An 18,346-nucleotide genomic window follows, 5' to 3' on the forward strand; every position below is an offset into this window, starting at 1 on the left:
CTCACCAACGACGACGCTTGAGGCGCTGGAGTTCGCTGTTGAGCTGGGCCATCGCATCGGCACCGCTCTGTTCACCGGACAGGACCTGGTGAACGCTATTGAAGAAGCCATTGGTCACTCGGCCGTACTTGTCCATCGTGACAGAGGAAGGGCGGGCAACAGCATTCAGGAAGGTGTCGTAAAGCGTACCGAAGAAGGGCACGGCGGCGAGGACTTCTTCATCTTTGTACAGGGCAGGTATGGTCGGATTGTAGGAAGCCTCTATTGCACGGCGCTTCTGCTCATCTTCCGATGTCAGGTAAGCCACCAGGTCAGCGGCAAGCTCAGGGTTCTCGGAATAGCGCGATACCGCCAGGTTCCAGCCGCCGAGCGCTGCGGCACTTGCGCCATCCGGGCCATGGGGCAACTGGCTGACACCGACCTTGTCCTTGACATCACTGCTATCACTCTGGGACAGGGCCCAGGCATAGGGCCAGTTGCGCATGAATACCGCATTGCCAGCCTGGAACATGCCGCGAGCTTCTTCTTCGGTGTAGTTGAGCACGCCATCCGGACTGATGCTGCCGATCCAACTGGCGGCCAGGTCCAGGGCGGCGGCGGCCTGGGGGTTGTCGATGGTGATGTCACCCTCGTCATCGACAATGGTGCCGCCACCGTAGCTGTCTACCCATTCCAGTGCGTTGCAGGTCAGGCCTTCATAGGCTCGCCCCTGGAAGACATAGCCCCACATCTTGCCATTGCCCGCTTCGCGTTCTGCGGCCTGAATCCTGGTTGCGATGTCAGTGAGCTCTTCCCAGGTCTGCGGCACATCGAAGCCATATTGCTCCAGCAGGTCCTTGCGGTAGTAGAGTACGCCAGCATCGGTGAACCAGGGCATTGCCACCAGCCGATCATCCACCGTGTTATTGGCGATGATGGTCTCGAAATGACCTGCTCCAGCATCTTCGCCAAGCAATTCATTGAGATCTGCGAGATGGTTGGCCAGAAGTCCTGGCCACACGACATCAACCTGCATCACGTCGATGTCACCGGACTGGGCAGAAAGGACCTGTTGATAGAGTGACAGGCGCTCAGTAGAGGAATTGGGGGTGGTGACCACATCGACGCGATGGCCGGTGTCTTTTTCCCAGGCGGCCACGGCCTGTTTGCATAAGGTCAACTCGGTACCCACGGCACCGCAGGAAATGGTCAGGTCGGCGTCTTCCTGGGCCTGGGCCAGACCGCAGAGACTGGCTAGTGCAAGAGTGGCGTAGAGTGGCGTTTTGCGCATGAGGGTACCTCGTTTGTTGTTGTACCTGGAGATTTGGCTAGCACCTGGGAATTTGATGAGTACCTGGCGATTTGCTGGCTAAAGTGTTGGAAACGAACTTAATCGTTTAAGATTGTCTAGTCGCTAGTTAAATGACAGATAGGTGCCACTGCAATATCGACTTTGGTGTTAAGAAACTTATTCTTGGCGAAGAAATCGCTGGGAGAGATGTGATTTAATTCTTTTAACAATATGATTTTATTGCATTTTATGGAATGTTGAATAGGTTTTGGAAGTGGTTTGAAAGCTAATTGCTAGTAAGTAAACATACGTAAAAATTTTCTTGGCAGGGGTTCTTCAGGGGAAATAGCGCTCCTTCCATTTAGACATTGGTTGTAATTTTACGACTTTCTTCTGCCTTGTTTGTCTAAATCGTTTAAGTTCTATCTCCGGTGTTCTAACGACAGTTCTAACGACAGTCCTGACAACAGTTCCGATAACCGTTTCGATAACAACAACCGGGATGGAAGCGATGACAGCAAACCCCATGATTCGGCTCAAGACTCCCTTGGCCCTGGCGATTGCCGCAACGGGATTGAGCCTGGCCGGAGTGGCCAATGCCCAGATGACGCCTGAATTGGAAGCACGCTTGGCTGAACTTGAGCAGCGCATCATCAGTGCTGAACAGCGCGCTGCGGCCGCAGAGCAACGCGCTGATGTGGCCGAAGCCAGGTTGGAGCAACGCCAGCAGAATGATGCCGCTCTGGAAGAGCGTTTGACGTCAGTCGAAGAGAAGGCCTCCAGCAGCAGCTTGAATGATGATGAAGGCATAGAATTCTCTGCCTATGCCCGTTCGGGCCTGCTGTTGGGTGATGACGGCAAGAGCCTGCCTGGCGGCCCCTACGTGACGCCTGCCGGGGCAACAGGAGGGGCAGTGGGGCGCCTGGGCAATGAGCCGGATACCTATGTCGAGACCCAGCTCGGTTATCGCCAGACATTCGACAATGGTGCCAAGGCCAATTATCAGGTGATGATCGCCGATGGCGTGACCACCAGTAATGACTGGACTTCCGATGAGTCCGACCTCAACGTGCGCCAGGTCTATGTCGAACTGTCCGATCTGCCCAGCTTCACTGGTGCTTTCGAAGGCACCACGCTGTGGGCGGGCAAGCGCTTCGACCGGGATAATTTCGATATTCACTGGCTCGACAGCGACATCATGTTCCTTGCCGGTACTGGTGCAGGTATCTATGACGTCAAACTGGCGGATAACTGGAAAGCCAACTTCTCCGTTTATGGACGTACCTATTCTGACTTTCCGGTGGATTCCAGCCTCCCCGAGGCCACCGGTGATACCGATAGCCTGATCTACACCATCAACAACCGTATCGGTAACTGGCAGTGGATGCTCAATGGGTTGTCCGCTGCGGACAACGATGAGCGCGTTCTCGACGACCAGAATGTTGAAGCGGCAGACAGCGGTTTCCATACCATGCTGGCTTACCACGGAGATAGCTTCTTTGGTCTGGGTGAAGGCAGCTTCAAGGCGGCACTGCTGTACGGTGAAGGCCTGGGGGCCGAGGTCAAGAGCCTGGGTACCGACGGCAACCTGACTGATGATGCCAAGACGACGCGTCTGGCGTTGTATGGCACCACCTATCTGGCGCCGAAGTGGCGAATTGCGCCGGCAGTGCTGGCGCAGGCCAGTGAGGACCGTTACACCAAGGGTGATGAGTACAACTGGGCGACCTTCAATGCGCGCCTGGCCCATGAAATCACTGACAACTTCGAAATGCAGTACGAAGGCACCTATCAGTGGATGGATCTCGATCAGGCTGCGCTGGGAGATGCGGCAGAAGGGGCTTATACCCGTTTCACCATCGCCCCGACCTTCAAGCCCCAGGTGGGAGGCTTCTGGAATCGTCCTGAAATTCGCCTCTTTGCCAGCTACAGCGACTGGGATGATGAGTTGAACGATTATATGACCAACGACGACTTCGGCAAGGAAGGGTTCGCCGGTGGGCAGTGGGCGTTTGGGGTGCAGGCAGAGACCTGGTTCTAGGCTCTGTATGAAAGAGGCCTATCTGCCTAAAGCGTTTCGCGTGTCATCAACCCTGCATGACAAACCGGCGACCCAAAAAGGTCGCCGGTTTGTCATGTGTTCTTGATATGGCCGCTCAGTCGCGTTGACCCGCCACCAGCATGCTGGCCTTCAGGTCGGCGATGCGTTCGACACCTAACAGGCCGATCGTGCGGTCGATCTCCCGGTGTAGGATATCCAGTGCATGCTCGACCCCTGGCTGGCCTCCAGCCGCCAAGCCATATAATGTGGTGCGTCCTAGCCACACGGCATCAGCCCCCAGCGCCAATGCCTTGACGACATCCGTGCCGCGCCGGAAGCCGCTGTCGACGAACAGCTGGCAACGTTGTCCGATGCGCTGCCTGGCTTCTGGCAGGACTTCGACAGGGGAGCAGGCATGGTCGAGCTGGCGCCCGCCATGGTTGGAAAGTACCAGCGCATCGACGCCCAGGCTGGCAGCCTGCTCGGCTTCATCGGGTGACAGGATGCCCTTGATGATGAGCTTGCCTGGCCAGCGGTCGCGCAGCCAGGCGATGTCATCCCAGTTGAGCGTCGAGTCCAGTTGCTGGCCAATCACTGCCGAGGCCCCCTGTACGCTTTGCTTTCCAGGGGGAAGCAGGTCGTCCAGGTTCTTGAAGGTCGGCATACCGTCGGGAATCAGGACATCGGCGATCCAGCGTGGGCGCATGAGCAGGTGCAGCAGATTGCGCAGGGTCGGTTGCATGGGCTTGCGGAAGTTGCGCAGGTCCCATTCACGGTTACCGTAGATGGCACTGTCGGTGGTGACCACAATGGTCTCGTACTGGGCCGCCTGGCAGCGATCCACCAGTTTTCTGACGTAATCCCGATCCCGATAGAAGTAGATCTGCATCCAGGCATTCAGCCCTTCGAGTGCGGCGATGTCCTCCAGTGAGGTGGTGGCGACATTGCTGAGCACGAAGGGAATGTTGGCCCTGGATGCTGCCGTGGCCAGCTTGATGTCCCCATCTCTGCTCAGCATGCCGTTGTAACCTGTCGGCCCGATCACCAGCGGCAGGGCATGTTGCCTGCCCAACAGTGTGGTCGACAGGTCTCGTGGGCCAACCCGGGTCAGCGTTCTTGGCATGAAGCGGTAATCATCGAATACGGCCCGGTTATGGTGCAGCGCCCGCTCATCATCGGCCCCTCCCTGCAGGTATTCGAAGACAAAGTTGGGCAAGCGGCGTTGGGCAATACGTTCCAGGTCCTGGATATTGAGTGCCTTGCGGTAATCGGTTCCTGCATAGCGGCGGCGCTTCACGTTGTTCTCCTGCTGAGTCCCAGGCGGCAGTCATAGCACCAAAGTCTAAGGCTTGGGTGCTTTTTGTTTTTTCACCATACTACCATACTAGCCATATCAGAAAGAGGCGGCCACGCCTTAAACCGATCGCATCGAGGGGATGGCATGAATACGACACTGCAATCGTTATGGCAGGAGACCCGCGCCAACGATCCGGTCCGTGCGCGGCTCTATCAGGTATTGCGTGAGTCGATCATCAAGATGGTGCTGGTACCGGGGCAGGCGCTGTCGGAGAAGGAACTGGCCGATATCTTCTCGGTGAGCCGTCAGCCGGTTCGTGAAGCCTTCATACGCCTGTCCGAAGCAGGGCTGGTGGAAGTCAGGCCACAGCGAGGCACCTTTGTGGTCAAGATCTCGCAGCAAGCGGTGCTCGAGGCCCGCTTCGTGCGGGAGGCCATCGAGGTGGCCATTGTCAGGCTGGCTGCCAGCAAGGGACTGAGTGCAGAGGTTCTCTTCGAACTCAACGATCTGCTGGCGCGTCAGCGCAGCTGTGTCGAGTTTCAGGATCATGATCGCTTCTACGGCCTGGATGAAGCGTTCCATCGCACTCTGACCCTGGGCGTCAACCAGCAAGCGGCCTGGAAAGTCGTTGAAGAAGTTCGCGCGCATTTCGACCGGGTGCGCTATCTGAGCGTTCCCGACAGTACACCGATCGACAAGCTGATCGAGCAGCACGCGCAGATCGTCGCAGCCATCGAGCAGCGCAATGTCGAGGCAGCAGAGGAGGCCATGTGCACTCACCTGCGTGAGGTGCTCATCTCTCTGCCCGATCTGGTCCAGCGCTTTCCCGAGATGTTCGAAGATCAGCAGACCCAATCACTTATCAAGGAAGCGAGCCAATGAAGATCGAGCAGGCTTATACCATCGTCACTTCGCCAGGGCGCAATTTCGTGACGCTCAAGATTGTCACTGACGAGGGTATCTACGGTATTGGTGATGCCACGCTCAATGGCCGTGAACAGGCGGTGGTCGCTTATCTTGACGAGCATGTGATTCCGGCCTTGATCGGCAAGGACGCCAGTGCCATCGAGGACATCTGGCAATATCTGTATCGCGGTGCCTACTGGCGGCGTGGCCCGGTCACGATGTCGGCCATCGGTGCCGTCGACATGGCGCTGTGGGATATCAAGGCCAAGGCCGCGAACATGCCGCTATACCAGTTGCTGGGTGGTAGAAGTCGCGAGCGGGTCATGACCTATGCCCACTGTACCGGCAAGGATATCGATAGCTGCTTGAGCGAAGTCGAGCGCCACGTTGCGCTGGGCTATCGTGCCGTGCGTGTACAGGCCGGTATCCCCGGTATTCCGACGATCTATGGGGTGGCCAAGCGTGAAGGTGAGCGCTATGAGCCGGCGGATGCTGACATTCCGGCAGAACATGTGTGGAGCAGCGAGAAATACCTCCATCATGTACCGCAGCTGTTTGCTGCCGTGCGTGAGCACTTTGGCCATGACCTGCACCTGCTGCACGATGTCCATCACCGCTTGACGCCCATTGAAGCAGCCCGCCTGGGCAAGGCTGTCGAGCCTTATCACCTGTTCTGGCTGGAAGACTGCGTACCCGCCGAAAACCAGGAAAGTCTGCGCCTGATTCGCGAGCACACCACCACGCCGCTGGCGATCGGTGAAGTGTTCAACTCGATTCACGATTATCGGGAGATGATCCAGAACCAGTGGATCGACTATATCCGTACGCCGCTGACGCACGGCGGTGGCATCACTCATGTGCGCCGTATTGCTGACTTTGCTGCGCTCTATCATATCCGCACTGGCTTCCATGGGCCTACCGACCTGTCGCCTGTATGTCTGGGCGCCGCGATTCATTTCGATACCTGGGTGCCCAATTTCGGCATTCAGGAACACATGCCGCATGACGACCTGACCGATCAGGTCTTCCCGCATGACTATCGCTTCGAAGATGGCCATTTCCTGGTCGGCGAAGCTCCCGGGCATGGTGTCGACATCGATGAAGAGGCGGCGGCCAAGTATCCCTATCGTCGAGCCAGCCTGCCGGTCAATCGGTTGGAGGATGGCACGCTCTGGCATTGGTAGGGGAAAGGAACATTTATTCAGCGCTTCCTTGAGTCATCAATACGGTCACTTCGGCGCACCGAACGATTTTCAGGAGTTGGTTTCATGCAAGCATTTCAAGTCAAGGCCCCGCACGATTACGACGTCAGTGAACAGCCAGAGCCGTCTCCCGGGGCAAGGGAAGTGCTGGTCAATGTCGCTTTCGCCGGTATCTGCGGTTCCGACATGCACATCATTCATGGCGATAACGCTTTTGTGCGTTTTCCGCGCATCACGGGGCATGAGTTTGCCGGTGTCATCAGTGCTGTCGGTGAAGGTGTCGACCCCGTCCGAATCGGGGAGCGGGTGTGCATCGATCCGGTGGTCAACTGTGGCGAGTGCTATCCATGCCGGATAGGGCGGCCCAACGTGTGTACTGCCATGCAGGTCATCGGCGTTCATCGCCATGGCGGTTTTGCCGAGCAGGTCAATGTGCCGGCCGCCAATGCCTACCGTCTGCCGGATACGCTGGACCTGGATGCCGCGGCCCTGGTCGAACCTTATTCCATCGCTGCCAATGTGCTGTCGCGCATGAACCCATATCCAGGGGACCGCCTGCTGATCATCGGTGCAGGCGTCATCGGCCTGACCATTTTGCAGATGGCCCATGCCATGGGGATAGAAGACGTCATTGTCAGTGACATCCTCGACACTCGCCTGGAAACCGCTCGTGCCATGGGTGCCAGCCATGTCATCAACGGCAGTGAGCAGGACCTGGAACAGGCCGTACAGGCCCTGACCTCCGGTGAAGGCATTCCGCTGATTGCCGATGCTGCCTGTGTTCCTGCCATGCTGCCTGCCATGTTGCGCATGGCCTGCCCAGCAGGGCGCATCGGTCTGCTGGGCTTCAACCCGACACCCAGCGACCTGAGCCAGCTGGAAGTCATCAAGAAGGAGCTGACACTTGTCGGTTCCCGCCTCAATAACCGCAAGTTCCCTGAAGTGATAGCGCATATCGAGGCGGGTCGACTGGATCCCAAGGCCTTGATCAGTCATCGGGTTGCGCTTGGCGACATGCCTGAAGCGATCCATATGCTCGACACCACTCCCGAGAAGGCCCGCAAGGTCCTCGTCGACATCGCCTCCTGAGGCGTTCGGCCAATTGCCAGACCTCAACTGTCAGACCCCTAACTGTCAGACCCGATAAGAAAGGAGCTACGCCATGTTAACAACAACGTTCAAGCGCTTCGTAGCAGGAGCATTGCTGGGCACTGCATTACTCGGTAGCCAGTCATTGCTGGCGGCGGATTTCACCCTCAAGTTCGGCCATCTGGCCAACGAGGAGAATATCTGGAACCAGGCAGCGCTCAAGTTCAAGGAACTGGTGGAAGCCAATTCCGATGGGCGCATCAAGGTGCAGGTCTTTCCGAATGAGCAATTGGGCAGCGAGATGGATGTCATCAACAGCATCCAGCTCGGTACGGCCGACATGACCATTACCGGAGAAAGCCTGCAGAACTGGGCGCCCAAGGCCGCCATGATGGCGGTGCCGTACCTGTTCCGTGACGAGGACCATCTGCGCAAGACCGTCGAAAGTGACATTGGCAGCGAGATCGAGGCGCAGATTACCGAACGTGCTGGCCTGGTGCCTCTGGCCTGGTTCGAACGGGGCCCGCGTGAGCTGACATCCAATCGCCCGATCAAGTCTCCGGATGATCTCGATGGCCTGCGCCTGCGGGTCCCCAATGTGCCGTTGTTTGTCGATACCTGGGAAGCCATGGGCGCGCGTCCCACCCCGATGGCGTTCTCTGAAGTGTTCACTTCTCTGCAGCAGAACACCATCGAAGCCCAGGAGAATCCGCTCAGCTTGATCGAGAGCGCCAGCTTCAATGAAGTACAGCAGTACGTGAACATGACCGACCACGTGCGTAGCTGGATCTATGTGGTGATCGGCAAGGACAAGCTGGATGCCATGCCGGAAGACCTGCAGCAGGTGGTGCGTGATGCCGCCAGCGAAATGCAGAGCTACGAAGAGCAGTTGTTCAGTGAAGACCAGCAGCGCCTGGAGGCGTCGTTGAAAGAGAAGGGCATGGAGTTTGTCGAGGTGGATCAGGCCGCCTTTGCTGAGAAGGCCCGTCCTGCGGTGCTTGATGCGCTTGATGATGAACAGCGTGAGATCTACGACGCCATCCAGGACCTGTAATCCCTTTACGGCAATCGTCACCGGGGTGGACCTCTGGATCTCACCCCGGTACTCGTCTCCTTTCATGCATGGAGAACCCCATGTCGGATCCCGCACAAGAGATACAGGAGTCTCTGGAGGTGCTGAACCGCGTCCCGAGACTCAAGGGGCCTCTCGGCAGGTTGGCCGATATACTGGACAAGACCTTGCTGTCGCTTGCGGTGATGGCTTTGCTCGGCCTGTCGCTCACGGTACTGCTGCAAGTGGCGTCTCGTTTGTTCCTGCCATTCACCATGGCATGGACAGAAGAGCTGACGCGTTATCTGTTCATTTACATGGTGTCGCTGGGGGCAGGTGTCGTGTTGCATCGCCACCGCAATGTCAACGTCGAACTGTTTCATGGTGCCCTGGGCTTTCGTGGGCGTGCTGCCTATCTGATGCTGATTTCGATACTGACCGCAGGCTTCACACTGATTGTGCTGCCAGAGGCATGGAAGTATGCCCAGATCGGTGCCTTCCAGACATCACCCACCCTGCGTATTCCGATGATCTACATCTTCCTGTCTTCCGTGGTGCTGTTTGCGTCACTGTTTTTCTACAGCGTCATCTGCACACTGGAAGGCTTCATCGCTCTGGTGCGCGGTGAACCACTTGATCATGAGGCGTGCTAATGGAAATCGCTGTTCTCTTCTCCACGTTTCTGGTCCTGTTGTTGATAGGTCTGCCCATCGCTTTCTGCCTGGGAATTTCGTCGCTGGCGTATCTGGTGCTGAGCGGGATTTCGCTGACCATTGTTCCGCAGCGCATGTTCTCTGGTATCGATTCCTTTGTCCTGTTGTGCATCCCCGGCTTTGTGATGGCGGGGAACCTGATGAATGTGGGCAACATCACCCAGCACATCGTGCGCTTTTCCAATGCCCTGGTAGGCCATATTCGCGGTGGTCTGGGGCTCGCCAATGTCGGCGGGTCGATGATCTTCAGCGGCATTTCCGGTACCGCCGTCGCCGATGCGGCCAGCATCGGCTCGGTGATGATTCCGGGCATGGCCAAGTCGGGCTATGACAAGCCCTTTGCCGCAGCAGTGACAGCGGCATCCTCTACCATTGGGCCGATCATTCCTCCCAGCGTGCCGATGATCATTGTCGGTTCGCTGTCCGGCATCTCCGTCGGACGCATGTTTCTGGCCGGCGCCATTCCTGGCTTGCTGCTCGGCATTGCCATGATGATCACCGTCTACTGGCTGGCCATGCGTCGAGGTTATCCCAAGGAAAAACGTGCCACGCTGCGTGAGCTGCTCAAGGAAGGACGCAGTGCCTTCTGGGCACTGTTGATGACGTTCATCATCCTTTACGGAATCATCGGGGGCCTGTTCACGCCCACGGAAGCCTCCATCGTTGCCAGCCTCTACGCGCTTCTGGTCGGCACCTTCGTCTACAAGGGCATCAACTGGAGCAACCTGCGCGGCATCCTCGTGGATACCGTGTTGACCTCTGCGTCTCTGATGTTGCTGGTCGGCCTGGCCAACCTGTTTGGCTGGATATTGACCAGCCAGCAGATTCCGCAACTGCTGGCCGATGGCATCCTGCAGATCAGTGATAACCCCCTTGTGGTCATTCTGATCCTCAACCTGATCCTGCTGTTCGTTGGTTCATTCATGGAAACCATTGCCGCCCTGATCATCCTGTTCCCGGCGCTGCTGGGCGTGGCGACAGGCATCGGCATGGACCCTGTGCACTTTGGCGTGATGGCGGTATTGAATCTGATGATCGGTCTGACGACTCCCCCTGTCGGTGTCTGTCTGTTTGTGGTGTCCGGTATCGGCAAGCTGCCCATGTTGCGAGTGGCGCGGGCCATCGTTCCCTTCCTGATCTGCAACCTTATCGTGTTGTTGCTGGTGTCCTATGTGCCAGCGATCTCGCTGTGGCTGCCCAACCTGCTGATGGGAGAATGATCGCCATGTCGCATACAGACGAACGACACCTTGAGCGAATCGATAGCCATTATTCCGCTGCGGATATCGGCATCGTTCACCTTGGGCTTGGTGCCTTCCACCGGGCCCATCAGGCGGTCTATGTCGAGCGTAATCTGGCTAGGCACAATGGCGGAAGTTGGGGGATATGCAGTGCCAATATCCGTTCGAACCAGACGCTGGTAACACAACTGCAGGATGTCGGAATGCGCTATCACGTCGTGGAACAGCGTGATAGCCGACACACTTCGGTGCGTGAAATCGCGTCCATTCGTGAGACCCTTTATGCCGGTCCCGACGGGCCGGACCTGGAAGCCCTGCTGGGTCGCATGAGCCAGCCCGAGGTACGCATCGTGACGCTTACGGTCACGGAGAAGGGCTATTACCTCAACCCCAGCAGTGGTGCATTGCTGCTTGATGCCCCTGCCATCGCCCATGACCTTGAGCATCCTCAACACCCGCAGACAGCACCGGGAATCCTGGTGGAAGCACTGTCCCGGCGTCATGCTGCTGGCCTTGCGCCGTTCACGGTACTGTGTTGTGACAACATGCCCGACAATGGGCAGCGTACGCGGCAGGCCGTGATTGAACTGGCGCGTCACCGTGATCTTCGACTGGCTGACTGGATTGAACAGCAAGTGGCATTTCCCTGCAGCATGGTCGACCGCATTGTTCCGGCAATGACGGAAAGCGACTTTACCCATCTTGCCGGGTTGGGGGTCGATGATCCTGCGGCGGTGGTCTGTGAATCCTTCAGCCAGTGGGTGGTCGAGGACCATTTTCCCCAAGGGCGTCCGGACTGGGAACTGGAAGGGGTGCAGATGGTAGCGGATGTGGCTCCGTTCGAGACCATGAAGCTGCGTATGCTCAATGGCAGCCACTCACTGCTGGCCTATCTGGGCGCACTGGAGAATATCAATACGGTCAGCGATGCCATTGCACAGCCTGTATTCGTGGCGTTGCTGCGCCGCTACATGCAACAGGAAGTCATGCCGACATTGTGCATGCCGGAAGGTAGCGATCTTGCCGCCTATGCCGATAGCCTGCTGGTGCGATTTGCCAATGACAGCCTGCGCCACCGCCTGCATCAGATCGCCATGGACGGTTCCCAGAAGCTGCCCCAACGCTGGTTGCAGGGCACACTCAGCAATCTACAGGCAGGCCGTGATGTGAGCTGTACTGCGCTCGGTGTTGCAGGCTGGATACGCTATACCGCAGGCAGTGACCTGTCGGGCAACCTGCATAAGGTGGACGATCCCATGGCGGATCGTTTTGCTGCGTTACATGCCACTCACGCTACTCCCGAGGCATTGGTGACAGCTTTCCTTTCCCTGGAGGAAGTGTTTCCTGCTGAACTCGCTGAGCATGCGCATTTCATCAACGCGGTGGTGGATGCCTATCACGCATTACAAACCCGTAGTGTTACTGCGACTCTCGAACATTATTGATACGAACATTATTGATAAGAGCTTTTTATGGAACATACATGGCGCTGGTTCGGTCCCGATGACCCGATCAAACTGGAAGAAGTTCGCCAGACAGGCGCAACCGGTATTGTCACGGCTCTGCATGATATTCCCAATGGGGCAGTCTGGCCGCTGGAGGCCATCCAGGCACGCAAGCAGATGATCGAAGCGGCTGGCCTCACCTGGTCGGTCGTGGAGAGCGTACCGGTTCATGAGGACATCAAGAAGGCCAGCCCGGGCCATGACGTGTATATCGCCAATTACCAGCAGACGTTGCGCAACCTTGCGGCCTGCGGTATCGACGTCGTCTGCTACAACTTCATGCCTGTCCTGGATTGGACACGTACGGACCTGGCCTGGCCATTACCCGAGGGTGGCGCGGCGTTGCGCTTTGACCAGACGGCCTTTGCTGCCTTCGACCTTTACCTGCTGGCCCGTCGTGGTGCCGAGCATGAATATGACGACGTCGAAAAGGCGCAGGCCAGGGCCTATCTCGATGCCCTGGACGAGCCTGGACGCGAGCGTTTGGTCAATACCATCATTGCTGGCCTGCCAGGGGCAGAGGAACACTACACGCTTGAGCAGTTTCGCGATGTGCTGGCGGAATATGCCGAGATCGATGCTGACAGGCTGCGCGAGAACCTGGGGAATTTCCTCAAGGCGATCATTCCGGTGGCCGAGGAAGTGGGTATTCGCATGGCCATCCATCCTGACGATCCCCCTCGCCCATTGTTGGGCTTGCCTCGGGTGGTCTCGACGCAGCAGGATGCCGACTGGATTCTGGCGGCGTCCACAAGTCCGGCGAACGGCATCACCTTGTGCACGGGGTCGTATGGCGTCAGCGCGGAAAACGACCTGGTGGCGATGGCCCGGCGTTTTGGTCCGAGGGTCTATTTTGCCCACTTGCGTTCGACACAGCGTGAACAGCCTGATCCTCGTTCCTTCCATGAAGCGCCTCATTTGACGGGCGACGTTGACATGGTGGCGGTGATTCAGGCCCTGGTCGACGAGGAACGTCGGCGTGAGCGAGAAGGTGGGCCACGGCTGCCGCTGCGTCCTGATCATGGTCACCATATTCTTGATGACCGGAGCCGCGCCACCGCACCGGGGTATCCCTTGTACGGTCGCCTCAAGGGGCTAGCGGAATTGCGTGGCGTGGAAATGGCGGTCAGGCGGCTGACGGGCTGATACGCCGTTGTCTCGGCTATCTGCGACCTGAACGCTGTATCTGTAACTCGAGCACGGCATCTACAAGCTGAATATGGAAAGACAAACCCCCAGTCCGGCATCGCCGGACTGGGGGGTTTGCATGTCAGGACTTCCTGACAGGTGGGGTGGCTCAGGCCTCCTGAGTGGCGCCTTCCGGCGGCTCGCCGACACTGCCAGGCATGGCCGGGGTGACGTTGCCATCCGCTCGGGAAATGGCCAGGAACTGCACGTGACGCTCATATTCGCCTAGCACGTCGTGAATGATCTGGCCGCGACTGTAGCCATTGAGGTTCTGGCCCAGGCTGCCTTCCGCCAGATGCACGTCCAGGCGCAGGTAATAGTCGTCATCCACTGGCAGGAAGCTGGGGGTGCGCATGCGATGCGGGCGCACATGATAGACGAAGCTCTGCATGCCCTCGAAGTCCACCTGCAGGGTCAGGCTGGGCAGGGGCGCGCCTTCTTCCTGGGCTTCGCTGAGATGGACGACCTGGCCCCGGTTTTGCAGCTCTTCGGCGAACTGCTTGAGAGCGGGACGCAGGGCATGCTCGATAGTGGCGGCGGCACCGGCCCGGTTGGAGGTATCCAGGGCATGATCCAGGCGCTCGCGCCAGTTGCCGTTGTCACCGCTCAGGGCCACCATCCGGCGGGCGTCAGCCTTGCCGGTCTCGGTGCGCAGGGCGCGGGTCAGGCCGATCATGATGGCAAACATCACCAGGGAGAAGGGCAGCGCGGTGATCACCACAGCGCTCTGCAGGGCGCTGAGCCCTCCGGCCATCAGCAGGGCAATGGTGATCAGGCCAATGACCGCAGCCCAGAAGATGCGCAGACGAATCGGTGCGTCATGGTTCACATCACTGAGAATCGAGGTGAAGTTGGCCAGTACCAGAGCGCCCGAGTCGGCAGAAGTGACGAAGAACACCACACCCAGAAGTGTCACCACAGAAGCCGTAGTGGTGATGTACGGATACTGGGACAGGAAGGTGTAAATGGTGGTCTGCGGAGTATTGAGCGCCTGTTCTCCGAGTTCGGCGAGCCCCTGGTTGGCGACCATGTCGATGGCAGAGTTACCAAAAATGGACATCCAGGCCATCATGAAGCCGAGAGGGATCAAGAGTCCGCCCACCGCAAACTGACGAATGGTGCGACCACGGGAAATACGTGCCAGGAACAGACCAACGAACGGAGTCCAGGCGATCCACCAGCCCCAGAAGAAGATGGTCCACCAGCCTTTCCATTCCTGGGCATCGGCGCCGGCATAGGCATAGGTGTCAAAACTCTTGGCAACGAAGCCAGACAGATAGTCACCAATGTTGAGTACCAGACCATTGAGCAGTGTCAGGGTATGCCCCTGGAACAGCACGAACAGCAGTAGAGCGGCGGCCAGCAGCATGTTGAATTCAGACAGGCGGCGAATGCCTTTTTCCACCCCAGTGACCACGGAGATGGTGGCCAGGATGACCACCAGTACGATCAGTACGATCTGGGTCGAGAGACTCTCGGGAACACCGAACAGGAAGGTCAGGCCGTAATTCAGTTGCATCACACCGATGCCGAGACTGGTGGCAATACCGAACACAGTGGAAATGACCGCGGTGATGTCCACGGCATTACCAATGGGCCCATAGATGCGTTTCCCGAGTAACGGATAGAGTGCGCTGCGAATGGCGAGTGGCAGGCGGTGACGATAACTGAAGTAGGCCAATGCCATGCCCATCAGCACGTACATGCCCCAGCCGGTGAGTCCCCAGTGGAGGAAGGTCTGAGGAATGGCCTGACGCAGGGCTTCCTGACTTTCCGCCGGCAGGTCAGGTGGCGCCAGGTAGTGTGACAATGGTTCGGCAACACAGAAGAACAGCAGGTCGATGCCGATGCCCGCGGCGAACAGCATGGAAGCCCAGGAGACCAGCGAGAACTCCGGGCGGGAATGGTCAGGACCGAGGCGGATATTTCCCACCTTGGACATGCTGATGACCACGACGAACACCAGGTAGGCCACGGCGGCCAGCATGTAGTACCAGCCAAAGGTGTCATTGACCCAGGCGAGACCTGCACTGAACAAGTTTCCGGCCTGCTCGGTGAAGGTCATGGTGTAGATCAGAAAGATCAGGATGCCTGCTACCGAACCGTGGAAAACGGCAGGGTTGAGGCGGTCGCGAGAAGATGAAGCATCATCGAGGATGGACATGCACGAGCCCTATTTGAGTAGGAAATGACTGATTTAGTTGTTGTTGTACCGCAATGAATCAGTGTCCCTATAAGTGAATGGTGGCCCGTGATCGCACACGGGCTTCGTGCTGTCTCGACGTCAGGGGAAGAAACAGCGTTTTATTAATTGGACGTTTAATAAAAATACAGGCGGTCATGTCGGCTTTCAACCCCAAGCGTGGATTAGCCGTTAACGATAGGTCCTGAAAGCCTTGTCACTGGGGCTGTCATCCAGAAATGCCAATGCCCGGCAGAAGCCGGGCATTGGTGAGTCGAGTAGGGGAGAAGGAATTAATGTAAGGTGCTCAAGGCAGGGTCAGGCCGTTGGCGCTTCCTGCATCGGCTTGTCTCCGTGTTTGCCGTGGTGCCCGGGACCTTTATGGTGGCGCGGAGGCATCATGGTGTTCTTGAGCTCATCGATCTGCTCGTCGCTGAGGACTTCTGCCAGTGCATCGTGATGGGTCTGGCGCAGTTCTTCCCAGGCGGCATGGCGTTCATCACGGTCTTCGTAGTCCTGGTCAGCCAGAGACTTGAAGTCGCCGCGGAAGGAAGCCAGGGTATCCTCGACCTTGCTGCGGTCATCATCGGACAGCTGCCATTCATCAAACAGCTTGTTCAGGCGCTCTTCGTGCATCTGACGGGCAGCATCCTTCAGGGCTGCGACGCCATCTTCACCCAGAATTTCCTCCCGCTGAGCACGATACTCGTCATTGAGTTCCTTCATGGCTTCACGGTGTTCATCACGGGCTGCCTTCAGGGCATCGAGGGTTTTTTCGTCGATACCAGCACGGTCGAACAGGTCAGCGCGGAACTCATGACCTGGGCCGCGGCCTTCGAAGCCTTCATGGGGCTTGTCGCCTGCCACTGCTCCCAGAGAGAAAGGCAGCAGGGCGGCAGCGATAGCGGCGGGCAGCAGGGCCTTGCGGGCAAAAGATCGGTTGGCAAAAGACCGATTGGCAAAAGATAGCTTCATGGTGTGTCTCCTTCAGCGTTGTGCGTCTTGTTTCTCGGGGCACCATGCCCCCTTGATGCTTTCCACTATCGACCCGTCTGGTGCAAATTGAATGCAGCTAATGTGTAGAAAAGAAGACAAGTTAGCTAGCTCATGAAAGTGTAATTTCCTTCAATACCTGCCATGCCATTGACGGCACTCTGTCAGTCATTTCTATAAATGACAGGGGGCTCGGGTCATGTCGTCCAGTGTGTTTCTTTCCATGTCTGCTTTTGCCATTGCGGCTTCGATCTCGCCAGGGCCGGTGAATCTGCTTGTGTTGTCCACTTCAGTGAAGTTTGGTTGGCGACAGGCTGTCCCGCTGGTATTGGGGGCGAGTCTGGGTTTCACCCTGCTCCTCTGGTTGATGGGTATCGGGCTGGTGGGTTTATGGGAACAGATACCTTGGCTGCGTCAGCTAGTGAAAGTGGCGGGTGTCTGCTTTCTCGGCTGGTTGGCCTGGCGTCTGATGTGCAGCAATGGACAACTGGCGATGGCGGGTAGCGAGCAGCCTGCCGGGGCCATGACCGGGGCTTTGATGCAGTGGTTGAACCCCAAGGCGTGGATGGCGTCTGTTGCAGGAATGGGGATGTTCGTCAGTGATGGCAATGTGACGGCTGTGACGGGGTTCGCCGTGTTGTGGGGGACGCTGTGTGCCCTGTCTATCGGTAGTTGGGCATGGCTGGGCGGGCGTCTATCGACATGGCTCGGAACACCGGGATACATGCGTTGGTTCAATCGGGCACTGGCCATCCTGCTGGCATCAAGCGCGGTGGCGATTGCACTGGGATAGAGATGTCATTGGCAAGGGAAGGTGATACAGAAGAGGGGTTAAGGAGGAGCAGGTACCTTGCTGCGGTAGTGTCCAGGGGTGGCCGCCAGAAGACGCTTGAAAGTGCGCTGGAAGTGGGCCTGGTCGGCGAACCCACAGTCCTGGGCCACGCTGGCAATGGCATCGCCCTGGCGCAGCCGTCGACGCGCCTGGCGGATGCGCAGGTCAATCAGCATGGCATGTGGTGTCATGCCATAGTGGCGGCGAAAGCCATTGATCAGGCTGGTGGCGCCGCACTCGGCCACCGTACACAGGGCTTCCAGGCTGAGGTCCTGTTGCCAGTGCTCTGCCAGGTATTCCCGTGCATGCTCCAGATGGCGTGGTGACACGGCTTGAATATGCTGAGGATGCAGCGTATCACGCAGGATGCCGGCAAGGACTTCACAATGACTTTCGAGCTCCAGGCGAGTACTGTGCATGTTCTCCAGCGCATTTCCCAGTGTCACGATGGCCTGGTGCAGCCGGGGCTCTCGGCTGGTCAGGGCACTGAACATGGGGATATCGCAGTAAGCGGCTCCTGGTGGTACCTGGCAGCGTTCAGTCAGCCAGGTGCTGTCCATGTAGAGCATGTCGTAGCCCCATGGATGTTCAGGCAGAGCGTTGCAGGCATGGCCATCGCCAGGGTTGACCACAACCACGTCACCGCTGCTGACATCGATGCGCTTGCTGCCGTTGGCATAGGACGAACGCCCCGAACGGATCGCCCCGAAAGAATGACAGTCGTGACTGTGCCGCGCATGGCTCAGGGCGTTGCCGCTGGACACCCTGCGTATCTCCACCTGCGGTAGCAGGGGGTGGCGCAGGAAGCGGGATACGGTCTGCATCGGGGCTGACAT

Annotated in this window: 15 protein-coding genes; 10 read left to right on the forward strand and 5 right to left on the reverse strand. The window is 58.0% G+C overall.

The window, feature by feature from the left end; translation table 11 throughout:
• Nucleotide 1: 1 nt before the first annotated feature.
• On the reverse strand, nucleotides 2-1,270 hold the full coding sequence (locus tag Q1K07_RS08765) for an ABC transporter substrate-binding protein (RefSeq protein ID WP_300309874.1): 1,269 nt from the start codon (nucleotides 1,268-1,270) through the stop codon (nucleotides 2-4).
• Nucleotides 1,271-1,781: 511 nt separating this feature from the next.
• On the opposite strand from Q1K07_RS08765, the gene Q1K07_RS08770 reads away from it, so the two are divergent.
• Nucleotides 1,782-3,311, forward strand: coding sequence for a carbohydrate porin (locus Q1K07_RS08770; RefSeq protein ID WP_300309876.1), 1,530 nt, complete (start codon nucleotides 1,782-1,784; stop codon nucleotides 3,309-3,311).
• A 115-nt stretch (nucleotides 3,312-3,426) separates the two neighbouring features.
• Here the strand turns inward: Q1K07_RS08770 and Q1K07_RS08775 are convergent, their stop codons facing one another.
• Nucleotides 3,427-4,608, reverse strand: a complete 1,182-nt coding sequence (locus Q1K07_RS08775) for an alpha-hydroxy acid oxidase (RefSeq protein WP_300309878.1) — start codon at nucleotides 4,606-4,608, stop codon at nucleotides 3,427-3,429.
• A 144-nt stretch (nucleotides 4,609-4,752) separates the two neighbouring features.
• Between Q1K07_RS08775 and Q1K07_RS08780 the strand changes: the two genes are divergently transcribed.
• The 8 genes from Q1K07_RS08780 to uxuA all read left to right on the forward strand — a co-directional run bounded on the left by Q1K07_RS08780 (nucleotide 4,753) and on the right by uxuA (nucleotide 13,461).
• The gene (locus tag Q1K07_RS08780; RefSeq protein ID WP_300309880.1) at nucleotides 4,753-5,490 is read left to right on the forward strand and encodes a GntR family transcriptional regulator; all 738 of its coding nucleotides are present in this window, start codon (nucleotides 4,753-4,755) and stop codon (nucleotides 5,488-5,490) included.
• Entirely contained in the window at nucleotides 5,487-6,698 is a 1,212-nt protein-coding gene (gene manD, locus Q1K07_RS08785) for a D-mannonate dehydratase ManD (RefSeq protein ID WP_300309882.1), read from the forward strand. Before Q1K07_RS08780 ends, manD begins: the two co-directional genes overlap by 4 nt.
• A gap of 84 nt (nucleotides 6,699-6,782) precedes the next feature.
• Nucleotides 6,783-7,805, forward strand: a complete 1,023-nt coding sequence (locus Q1K07_RS08790; protein WP_300309884.1) for a Zn-dependent oxidoreductase — start codon at nucleotides 6,783-6,785, stop codon at nucleotides 7,803-7,805.
• A 73-nt stretch (nucleotides 7,806-7,878) separates the two neighbouring features.
• Nucleotides 7,879-8,859 carry a TRAP transporter substrate-binding protein gene (locus Q1K07_RS08795; RefSeq protein WP_300309886.1) on the forward strand — a complete coding sequence of 327 codons (981 nt, stop codon included), beginning with the start codon at nucleotides 7,879-7,881 and terminating at the stop codon, nucleotides 8,857-8,859.
• Between the two features lie 80 nt (nucleotides 8,860-8,939).
• Nucleotides 8,940-9,509 (forward strand): TRAP transporter small permease, encoded by a 570-nt coding sequence (locus Q1K07_RS08800; RefSeq protein ID WP_300309888.1) that lies wholly within the window; start codon nucleotides 8,940-8,942, stop codon nucleotides 9,507-9,509.
• Complete coding sequence (locus Q1K07_RS08805) at nucleotides 9,509-10,789, forward strand: TRAP transporter large permease (RefSeq protein WP_300309890.1); 1,281 nt, start codon at nucleotides 9,509-9,511, stop codon at nucleotides 10,787-10,789. The genes Q1K07_RS08800 and Q1K07_RS08805 overlap by 1 nt, the downstream gene beginning before the upstream one ends.
• A gap of 5 nt (nucleotides 10,790-10,794) precedes the next feature.
• Complete coding sequence (locus Q1K07_RS08810; RefSeq protein WP_300309892.1) at nucleotides 10,795-12,255, forward strand: mannitol dehydrogenase family protein; 1,461 nt, start codon at nucleotides 10,795-10,797, stop codon at nucleotides 12,253-12,255.
• 27 nt (nucleotides 12,256-12,282) lie between these two features.
• On the forward strand, nucleotides 12,283-13,461 hold the full coding sequence (gene uxuA / locus Q1K07_RS08815) for a mannonate dehydratase (RefSeq protein ID WP_300309894.1): 1,179 nt from the start codon (nucleotides 12,283-12,285) through the stop codon (nucleotides 13,459-13,461).
• 151 nt (nucleotides 13,462-13,612) lie between these two features.
• Here the strand turns inward: uxuA and betT are convergent, their stop codons facing one another.
• Nucleotides 13,613-15,667 (reverse strand): choline BCCT transporter BetT, encoded by a 2,055-nt coding sequence (gene betT, locus Q1K07_RS08820; RefSeq protein ID WP_300309896.1) that lies wholly within the window; start codon nucleotides 15,665-15,667, stop codon nucleotides 13,613-13,615.
• A 336-nt stretch (nucleotides 15,668-16,003) separates the two neighbouring features.
• A complete protein-coding gene (locus Q1K07_RS08825) occupies nucleotides 16,004-16,660 on the reverse strand; it encodes a hypothetical protein (RefSeq protein WP_300309898.1) in 657 nt (218 codons plus the stop codon).
• A 217-nt stretch (nucleotides 16,661-16,877) separates the two neighbouring features.
• Here Q1K07_RS08825 and Q1K07_RS08830 point away from each other — a divergent pair, with 217 nt between their 5' ends.
• Nucleotides 16,878-17,471 carry a LysE family translocator gene (locus Q1K07_RS08830; RefSeq protein ID WP_300309900.1) on the forward strand — a complete coding sequence of 198 codons (594 nt, stop codon included), beginning with the start codon at nucleotides 16,878-16,880 and terminating at the stop codon, nucleotides 17,469-17,471.
• 38 nt (nucleotides 17,472-17,509) lie between these two features.
• On the opposite strand, the gene Q1K07_RS08835 is transcribed toward Q1K07_RS08830, so the two are convergent.
• Nucleotides 17,510-18,346, reverse strand: coding sequence for an AraC family transcriptional regulator (locus Q1K07_RS08835; RefSeq protein ID WP_300309902.1), 837 nt, complete (start codon nucleotides 18,344-18,346; stop codon nucleotides 17,510-17,512).

Origin of the sequence: Halomonas sp., from assembly GCF_029263665.1 — a bacterium.
Classification (GTDB): Bacteria; Pseudomonadota; Gammaproteobacteria; order Pseudomonadales; family Halomonadaceae; genus Halomonas.